At 70.6% G+C, this 8,475-nt stretch carries 8 protein-coding genes and 3 riboswitches; of the genes, 5 read left to right on the top strand and 3 right to left on the bottom strand.

Features of this window, described 5'->3' with window-relative positions:
* Window positions 1-84: 84 nt before the first annotated feature.
* From RUH65_RS14440 to map, 3 genes are all read right to left on the bottom strand, one after another.
* Complete coding sequence (locus tag RUH65_RS14440; protein ID WP_313818294.1) at window positions 85-1,104, bottom strand: aliphatic sulfonate ABC transporter substrate-binding protein; 1,020 nt, start codon at window positions 1,102-1,104, stop codon at window positions 85-87.
* 90 nt (window positions 1,105-1,194) lie between these two features.
* Entirely contained in the window at window positions 1,195-2,037 is an 843-nt protein-coding gene (locus tag RUH65_RS14445) for an ABC transporter ATP-binding protein (RefSeq protein ID WP_396180354.1), read from the bottom strand.
* A gap of 10 nt (window positions 2,038-2,047) precedes the next feature.
* Window positions 2,048-2,141: riboswitch (SAM riboswitch) on the bottom strand.
* 242 nt (window positions 2,142-2,383) lie between these two features.
* A complete protein-coding gene (map, locus tag RUH65_RS14450; RefSeq protein ID WP_313818295.1) occupies window positions 2,384-3,166 on the bottom strand; it encodes a type I methionyl aminopeptidase in 783 nt (260 codons plus the stop codon).
* Window positions 3,167-3,230: 64 nt separating this feature from the next.
* Here map and RUH65_RS14455 point away from each other — a divergent pair, with 64 nt between their 5' ends.
* The 5 genes from RUH65_RS14455 (at window position 3,231) to RUH65_RS14475 (ending at window position 8,426) form a co-directional block, all read left to right on the top strand.
* Window positions 3,231-3,518, top strand: coding sequence for a helix-turn-helix transcriptional regulator (locus tag RUH65_RS14455; RefSeq protein WP_313818296.1), 288 nt, complete (start codon window positions 3,231-3,233; stop codon window positions 3,516-3,518).
* 90 nt (window positions 3,519-3,608) lie between these two features.
* Window positions 3,609-3,701, top strand: a riboswitch (SAM riboswitch).
* A 6-nt stretch (window positions 3,702-3,707) separates the two neighbouring features.
* On the top strand, window positions 3,708-5,108 hold the full coding sequence (locus RUH65_RS14460; RefSeq protein ID WP_313818297.1) for an acyl-CoA dehydrogenase family protein: 1,401 nt from the start codon (window positions 3,708-3,710) through the stop codon (window positions 5,106-5,108).
* A 199-nt stretch (window positions 5,109-5,307) separates the two neighbouring features.
* Complete coding sequence (gene sigK, locus RUH65_RS14465) at window positions 5,308-5,904, top strand: ECF RNA polymerase sigma factor SigK (protein WP_313818298.1); 597 nt, start codon at window positions 5,308-5,310, stop codon at window positions 5,902-5,904.
* Window positions 5,901-6,737, top strand: a complete 837-nt coding sequence (locus RUH65_RS14470) for an anti-sigma factor (protein ID WP_313818299.1) — start codon at window positions 5,901-5,903, stop codon at window positions 6,735-6,737. Before sigK ends, RUH65_RS14470 begins: the two co-directional genes overlap by 4 nt.
* 129 nt (window positions 6,738-6,866) lie before the next feature.
* A riboswitch (SAM riboswitch) is annotated at window positions 6,867-6,958 on the top strand.
* Window positions 6,959-7,022: 64 nt separating this feature from the next.
* A complete protein-coding gene (locus RUH65_RS14475) occupies window positions 7,023-8,426 on the top strand; it encodes an LLM class flavin-dependent oxidoreductase (protein WP_313818301.1) in 1,404 nt (467 codons plus the stop codon).
* The last annotated feature ends 49 nt before the right edge of the window (window positions 8,427-8,475 follow it).

An 8,475-nucleotide genomic window follows, 5' to 3' on the forward strand; every position in this document is an offset into this window, starting at 1 on the left:
GCGTCGCCCCCCGGTTGCGGCGCCCCGCCACCTCATCAGCCGGATGCGACGCCGGGGTCAGGTGTTCGGGCGAGACGAGGGAGCTCACTGCGTGGCCTTCTCGGCGAAGGAGGGCTCGAGGAGTTCGGCCAGGGCGCGGTCCACGTTCTCCTGGCTGGCCACGTCACCGGTCTCCACGAGGATGGGGCCGACGACCTCGAGGACGTCCAGTTGCGCCTGGCCGGGCACCGGGTCCACGTCCAGGTTGGAGCGCTCCTCGATGACGGTGGTGGCCACGTCCTGCTCGAGGCCGGCCACCTCGGCGAGGATGGCCGCGGTCTCCTCCGGGTTCTCGAGGGCCCACTCGCGGGCCTGCTCGTAGACGTCCACCACGGCCTGGGCCAGCTCGGGGGACTCCTCGAGGAAGGACTCCGTGGCGTTGAGGAAGCCGTAGGTGTTGAAGTCGACGTTGCGGTAGAACAGCTCGGCTCCCTCGGCCTCCGCCCCGGCCATGATGGGGTCCAGACCGGACCAGGCGTCCACGGACCCGTTGTTCAGGGCGGCATTGCCGTCCGCGTGCTGCAGGTTCTGCACCGTCACGTCCGACTCGTCCACGCCGGCCTCGCCGAGGGCCTGGATGAGGAAGAAGTAGGGGTCGGTGCCCTTGGTGGCCGCCACGTTCTTGCCGACCAGGTCCGTGACCTCGGTGATGTCCGAATCCGCGGTGGTGACCAGGGCGGACCACTCCGGCTGGGAATAGAGGCTGATGGTCTTGATCAAGGTGCCGTTGGCGCGGCTGAGCAGGGCGGCGGAACCGGCGGTGGAGCCCACGTCGATGGCCTCGGCCCGCAGGGCCTCGTTGGCCTTGTTGGAGCCGGCGGACTGGATCCAGTTCACGGTGACGCCCTCGTCCGCGAGCTCCTCCTCGAGCCAGCCCTGCTCCTTGATGACCAGGGAGAGCGGGTTGTACGTGGCGTAGTCGATGTTCAGCTCGCCGCCCTCGGCGTCACCGCCGGTCCCGGCCTCGGCGGCCTGGCCACCGGATCCCTCGCCGGCCACGCACCCGGTGAGTGCGAGGGCCGCGAGGGCGAGGGTGGCGGCGGAGAGGGTGAGGCGTGAGCGCATGGTGGTGCCTTTCGAGGGGGTGCGGTGCGTCCCCGGGCCGGGAGGGGTGGGGCGCCGGGTGGTCGGTCGGGTACGGAGGAGCAGGGCCGGTCAGTGGCGGTGGGCGTCCACACCGAGGCCGCCGAGCAGCTCGGTTCGGAGCCGGGCCAGTTCGGCCGAGCCGCGGTCCCGGGGCCGTTCGCCGGGAACGGTGACCACGGTGCGGGTGGTCGCGCCGGGGGCGGCACCCGGAGCGGGGTCCTGGCCGAGCAACAGGATCCGGTCGGCCAGCTGGAGGGCCTCGTCCACGTCATGGGTGACGAGCAGGACGGTGGTGGCGGTCTTGGCATGGACGTCCAGCAACAGGTCCTGCATCCGCAGCCGCGTCAGGGCATCGAGCGCGCCGAACGGCTCGTCCAGCAGGAGAACGCCGGGCCGCCGGGCCAGGGCCCGGGCCAGCGAGGTCCGCTGGGCCATGCCGCCGGAGACCTCGCGGGGCCGGAGGCCGGCATGCTCGGCCAGGCCCACCAGCTCCAGCAATCGGTCGACGCTCTCGCGCCCCTCGTCCCGTCCCGTGCCCGGGGGCAGCCCCAGGGACACGTTCTGGTGGAGGGTGCGCCAGGGCATGAGGCGGGGTTCCTGGAACCCGACGGCGGTGCGGGAGCCATAGGGGCGGACGGCGGACCCGCCGACCAGGATCTGCCCGGTGTTGCCGCTGTCCAGGCCGCCCACGGCGCGCAGCAGGGTGGACTTGCCACAGCCGGAGGCGCCGAGGATGGCCAGGACCTCGCCCGGCTCCACGGTGAGGTTGATGTCCCGCAACACGGTGCGTGCGCCGTCGATGGCGGGGAAGGACCGGCCGACGTCGCGGAACTCGACCGCGAGGCTGGTGGTCTGTGCCGGCGGCGCCGTGAGGACGCTGGAACCGGGCAGGGACTCGGCAAGGGCAGTCACGGTGAATCACGCTCCATCGGTTCTGGCATGAGCACCTTCCCGGGTCATACGGGAGGTTGCTGCGGCGTCACGGAGCCAGATCTCTCGGCCGCTCTGGATGGTTGATTCGTCCAGTGAAGCAGAGAGGGCCGTATCCATGTCAAGCGCGGCAAGCGCCCCTGACGCCGGATCTGCAGGCGTCACAGCAACTCAGGGCGGTGATTCTCCCAACAGCGGCAGGATCTACGGCCAGGACCGCGAGACGTCATGGAGCGTCATGGGACGTCATCTGCGAGCGGTCATGCGCCGGCCGCGGTCCGGCGGCCGGGGAGCGGGGCGATGTGACGATCTATGACGTCAGTGCGGCTCAGTCACGCGCCGACGGTGGACCGGTGAGCACCTCGGCGCCGTCATCGGTGATGGCGATCGTGTGTTCGCTGTGCGCCGCGCGGCCACCGGTCGCGCTGCGAAGCGTCCAGCCGTCGGCGTCGGTGACGAGTCGATCGGTGCCCACCATGGCCCACGGTTCCAGGGCGAGCAGGAGGCCGGGACGCAGGAGGTAGCCCCTCCCTGGCCGCCCGGTATTGGGGATGTGGGGATCCTGGTGCATGGTGGAGCCGATGCCGTGGCCGCCGAACTCGGTGTTGACGGAGTAGCCGGCCTCGCGAAGGACGGATCCGATGGCGTGGGAGAGGTCGCCGATGCGGGCTCCGGGCCTGGCAGCGGCGATCCCCGCGGCCAAGGCTCGCTCGGTGGTGTCGATCAAGGCGACGCTCTCGGCGGATGTGGTCTCGCCGACGACGAAGCTGATGGCGGCATCCGCGGCGATGCCGCGCAGGGAGACCGCGAGATCGAGGGTCAGCAGGTCGCCGTCCGCCAGTGCGTAGTCATGCGGTTTGCCGTGCAGCACGGCGTCATTGACGGCCGTGCAGATGTGATGGCCGAAAGGCCCCCGGCCGAAGGACGGCTCGTAGTCGACGTAGCAGGACGTGGCCCCCGCCTCGATGATCATCGCGCGGGCCCAGGCATCGATGGTCAGGAGATTCGTGCCGACGGTGGCCCGGTCCCTCAGGGTCCGGAGAATCTCCGCGACCAGGGCGCCGGTGTCTCGGGCCCGGTTCAGCTCGGCAGGTGTCAGGATCTCGATCATGTGCAACTTCCTCCAGGGGCAATAACTATACCGGTCATATTATCCCGGTTCTAGAATGAGACCCATGGTGAGGTTGCCCCTGGGGCCGGAAGAGATCGAGCGCGGAGAGCGCCTGGGCGCTCTGTTGCGACGGGCACGGGCGGATCGCACGATGCTGGAGGTCGCGCTCGACGCCGGCGTGTCTCCCGAGACGCTGAGGAAGATCGAGTCAGGCCGGGTCGCCACGCCGGCCTTCCCGACCGTCGCCGCCGTCGCTGAGGTCCTCGGGCTCTCCCTCGACGCGGTGTGGGCCGAGATCAATCTCACCGAGAGCCGGGAACGGCGGCGCTGGGGCCAGCTGCGAGCACTCTGACCTCCGCTGACGGTCTGGGCCGCCCAGGTCCGGCAGGCATCGTCGAGCGCATTTGACACAGCGCACCACCGCCCGGCTTGATGGAGGGGACCACCATCCAGAGCGGCCGAGAGATCTGGCTCGTCGACGCCGCAGCAACCCGCCCGTCAGGGGCCAGGGTGCTACCGCCAGGACCGATGGAGCTTTCACATGACTGCCGTGCCGTCCCGCTACACCGCACTGTCCGCCCGTTTCGCCCCGGCCTTCGCCGAGGTGGCGCAGGGGGAGCTGCCCCGGGAGGCGGGCCGCCACCTGCCCTTCGCGGCTTTCGAGCAACTGCGGGAGCAGGGCCTGGGCTCCCTCAGCGTCCCGGAGTCCGCCGGGGGAGCGGAGGCGAGCCAGGAGGACGCCTTCCGGCTGCTGATGGACCTCGCTGCCGTGGACGCCAACACCGCCCACCTGCTGCGCAGCCACCTCAGCTTCGTCCAGCATGTGCTGGCCCAACCCGACCGCGCCGTCCGCGACCGCTGGCTGCGGCGCGTGGTCGAGGGGGAGGTGGCCGGCAGCGCCCTCTCCGAGGGACGCGACGCACCGCTCGGAGGGCTCGGGACCACCGTGACCCAGGATGAGGCGGGGCAGTTGCTGATCAGCGGACGCAAGTACTACACCACCGGCAGCATCTTCTCCACGTGGTCGCTGGCCACGGTCCGGCTGGACCGCAGCGTGTCCCGGGCGCGCCGGCGCAAGGTCCTGCCCTGTGGCACCGGAGTCCAGCGCGGCACATCCGGCGGCACGCCCGCCGGTACGACGCCGGCCGCCTCCTCGGGCGCCCGGGACGGATCCCAGCGCGCCGACGTCGCGCTCGCCGTGGTGAGGGTGCGGCAACCGCGGATCACGGTCAAAGACGACTGGGACGGCTTCGGGCAACGCCTCACCGGGACAGGGACCATGGAGTTCCACGGGGCCGGTGTGGAGGAGTTGCTGGCGCTGCCGTCCGCCGACGGCCCGGTCCCACTGCACCACGAGTCCACCCTGATGGCGTTGCTGGCGGGCATCGGGCGGGCTGCGCTACGTGACGGGGTGGAGCAGACCCGGCGGCGGCGGCGTTCGCCCAATACCGGGGGCGGGCTGACCCCGCGCGAGGACGACCAGCTGTTGGGGATCATCGGCGAACTCTCCGCCCAGCAGGCGACTGCCGAGGAGCTCGTGCGCGCCGCCGGACGGGACCTGGATGCGGCACTGGCGCTCGCCGCCGTCGGGCCCGAGCAGCCGGACGGAAAACCGGACGGTGCGCCGGACCGGCGTGTGGCCGGCGTCGGGATGGACGACGGCGGCGCCACGGCCGAGGCGATGCACCGCGCCGCCCTGACGGCGCACCGGGCGCACGTGATGGTGCCGAAACTGGTGCTGGACACCTGTACGCGGATCTTCGACACGCTCGGTGCCTCCGCCACCAGCACGGACCTGCAGCTGGACCGGCACTGGCGCAATGCCCGGACCATCGCCAGCCATGACCCGGCCGTGTTCATGGCCCGGATGGTGGGCGATTGGGAGGTCAACGGCACCCGCACGGTGCCCTACCTCCAGACCGGCGTCACCGACGAGATCTGAACCCCGACCCATCCGCAGGGGCATCGGCTCCGAACACCAGACAGCACCCTGCACCACAGCAGGCCACCCGACCGACACCCCACCGGACCACCACCGGACCGACACCCCAGGAGCCATGCGGATGAAGACACCACCCTTGTTGAACGACGCCCCTGACAGCTAGGCGGGTTCTGGCCCCACGCCCGGATAGGGTGGAGCCATGACGAGCACTGCAGGCACCGGACCCGGCCGCAGTGCTGCGCGCGAGCGGGACGCCCACTTGGTGGGCCTGCTCCAGCGCAGTGCCACCGGAGACCAAGAGGCCTTCGCGGCCTTCTACGACGCCGTGGCCCCCTCGGCCTACGGCCTGGCGCGGAAGATCGTGCGTGACGCCGACCTCGCGGCTGACGTCACGCAGGAGGCCCTCGTGGATGTGTGGCGCTCGGCCGAGCGCTTCAACCCTGACCGCGGATCCGTGGTGGGCTGGGTCTGCTCGATCACCCACCGCCGGGCCGTCGACCTGATCCGTTCCACCCAGTCCGGCCGTGACCGGGAGGAACGAGCCGGGATTGCCGGGTTCGAAAGGGACCGGGACGACGTGTCCGAGGCCGTGGAATCGGCGGAGGACCGGGAGCGCGTGACGAAATGCCTCGGCACGCTGACCGGTCTGGAATATGAGGCCGTGACGCAGGCCTACTACGGCGGCCTGACCTACCGGCAGGTCGCTGAACGACTCGGGGCCAAACTGGCCACCGTGAAATCCCGGATGCGCAGCGCGCTCCAACGACTACAGGACTGTTTGGGGGTGGGAGCATGACCAACGGAAACGAGCACGAGATCAAGAACGAGTTCGACGCGGAGTTGCTCGCCGCCTGGGCCCTGGACGCCGTGGACGAGGACGAGCGCCGCTCCATCGAGCAGCGGCTCGGCTCAGACCCCGAACTCCGTGCCCGGGCTGATGCCCTCAGCAGCACCGTCTCCCGCCTGGCGATGAGCACACCGGCGGAGCCTCCCGCCGACCTGCGGGGCCGTGTCCTCTCGGCCGTGGCCGAGTCCGGCCAGGACGCCCGTCCTGATCAGGACGCCGGGGCCTCGCCCCTGGCAGGACACGGTGCGGACGGCCGCCCCGACGCTGGCGCCGAGCGATCCGGCGTCGCCGATCTGGACCGTCACCGTGCCCGACGCCGGCCGACTGCGCGCCGCTGGTGGGTGGGGGCGGTCTCGGCCGCCGCGGCCGCCGCCGTCGCCGTGGCCGTGGTGGTGAGCCAGCCGTGGGCCCCCACAGGTGGCGTGACCGAGGGTGACCAGCTCACCGCTATCGAGCAGATTCTGCAGGTGGACGGCGCTGAGCGGCTCGAGTCCCCGGTGACCGGCGGGGGTGAGGTCGAGGTGGCCCGCGCCCCGTCCGGTGAGACCGTGCTGGCCGCACGGGGCCTGCCGGCTCCCGCCGAGGGCCGCGACTACCAGATGTGGACCATTCAGGGTGAGGCGGCCCCGCAGCCGGCCGGGCTGCTGGAGGTCCAGGACGGCCTCGCCCTCGTGCGGATGCAGGACGTCCCGGCGGATGCGGCGCTCGCCGTCACCGTGGAACCGGCCGGCGGCTCCGAGGCGCCGACCACGGATCCGATCGTGGTCCTCGCCTCGAGCTGACACCGCAGCTCCCCTCTCGTTTTGCGGGCAGATATGAGTACTCGTTTCTGCCCGCACAACGGAGAAGCCGGGTGACTCCGCGTGAACCCCGCTTGGGGTCGTGCCCGGAGGTGTGGTGCAATCGATGGGTACCCATCCAGAGCGGCCGAGAGATCTGGCTCGATGACGCCGCAGCAACCACCGGGCAACCGGACAGGTGCTACCGCCAGGACCGATGGAAGGAGCACCACCGTGTCTGTTCCCAGCACCGAGAACGCCCATGGATCGAACCAGCTTCCCGAGGGCGTGCCCACCACCGCCGCCGGCCAGCGCGAGATCCTCTTCAACGCCTTTGACATGAACTGTGTGGCCCATCAGTCACCCGGACTCTGGCGCCACCCCGAGGACCGCGCCCGCGACTACAACACCCTGGACTACTGGACCGGGCTGGCGCAGACGCTGGAGCGGGGCCTGTTCGACGGCCTGTTCATCGCCGACGTCCTCGGGCCCTATGACGTCTACGGCTCCTCCGACGAAGCCACCCTGAAGGCCGGTACCCAGGTCCCGGTCAATGACCCGATGCTCGTGGTCCCGCCGATGGCCGCCGTGACCGAACACCTGACCTTCGGGGTCACCGCCGGCACCGCCTACGAGCACCCCTACCCGTTCGCCCGGCGCCTGGCCACCCTGGACCACCTGACCGAGGGCCGCGTGGGCTGGAACGTGGTGACCGGCTACCTGCCCTCCGCCGCCATCAACATGGGCCAGGAGGACCAGATGGAGCACGACGAGCGGTACAACCACGCCGACGAGTACCTCGACGTGGTCTACAAGCTCCTCGAGGGCTCCTGGGAGGACGACGCCGTCGTCAACGACAAGGAGTCCGGGGTCTTCATCGACCCGTCCAAGGTCCACCGGATCGAGCACGAGGGCACCTACTTCAAGACCCCCGGCATCGCCTTCACCGAGCCCAGCCCGCAGCGCACCCCGGTGATCTACCAGGCCGGCGCCTCCACCCGCGGACGGGCCTTCGCCGGCAAGCACGCCGAGGCCGTGTTCATCAACTCGCCCACGGACGACCTGATCAAAGGCACCACCGCGAAGATCCGCCAGGCGTTGGTCGAGGCCGGCCGTGATCCCTACGACGTCCGCGTGATGTCCATGCAGACCGTCGTCACCGGCGCCACCGACGAGGAGGCCCGCGCCAAGTACGAGGAACTCACGCGGTACATCGACGTGGAGGGCGGACTGGTGCTGATGTCCGGCTGGATGGGCATCAACCTGGCCGAATTCGAGCTCGACGAGCCGATCGGGGACGTGAAGTCCAACGCCATCCAGTCCGCCGTGGAGACCTTCAAGAAGGCCTCCGGTGACGCCGAGTCCGAGTGGACCGTGCGCAAGCTGGCCGAGTGGGTCGGCGTGGGCGGGTTCGGTCCGGTCATCGTCGGCTCCGGTGCGACCGTGGCCCGGGAACTGGCGCGCATCCAGGACGAGACCGACGTGGACGGCTTCAACCTCGCCTATCACATCACCCCCGGCACCTTCGAGGACGTGGTGGAGTACGTGGTCCCCGAACTGCAGCAGCTGGGCCGCTACAAGACCGAGTACGCCGAGGGCACCATGCGCCACAAGCTCTTCGGGCGCGGAGACCACCTGCCGCAGAACCACTACGGCTCCTCCTTCGCCCTGCGGAACCGCGCGCACGCCTGAGGGGCGGGCCGGCGTCGGGCCGGATACACACCCGTGTCCGATGCCGTGC

It is taken from the genome of Citricoccus sp. (genome assembly GCF_032154715.1).
In the GTDB taxonomy this organism is placed as follows: Bacteria; Actinomycetota; Actinomycetes; order Actinomycetales; family Micrococcaceae; genus Citricoccus.

Excerpts from the sequence above, each read along its gene's own strand:
- RUH65_RS14440 (WP_313818294.1), bottom strand. The coding sequence starts at position 1,104 with ATGCGCTCACGCCTCACCCTCTCCGCCGCCACCCTCGCCCTCGCGGCC.
- map (WP_313818295.1), bottom strand. The coding sequence starts at position 3,166 with ATGATCGAGATCCTGACACCTGCCGAGCTGAACCGGGCCCGAGACACC.
- RUH65_RS14455 (WP_313818296.1), top strand. The coding sequence starts at position 3,231 with ATGGTGAGGTTGCCCCTGGGGCCGGAAGAGATCGAGCGCGGAGAGCGC.
- RUH65_RS14460 (WP_313818297.1), top strand. The coding sequence starts at position 3,708 with ATGACTGCCGTGCCGTCCCGCTACACCGCACTGTCCGCCCGTTTCGCC.
- sigK (WP_313818298.1), top strand. The coding sequence starts at position 5,308 with ATGACGAGCACTGCAGGCACCGGACCCGGCCGCAGTGCTGCGCGCGAG.
- RUH65_RS14470 (WP_313818299.1), top strand. The coding sequence starts at position 5,901 with ATGACCAACGGAAACGAGCACGAGATCAAGAACGAGTTCGACGCGGAG.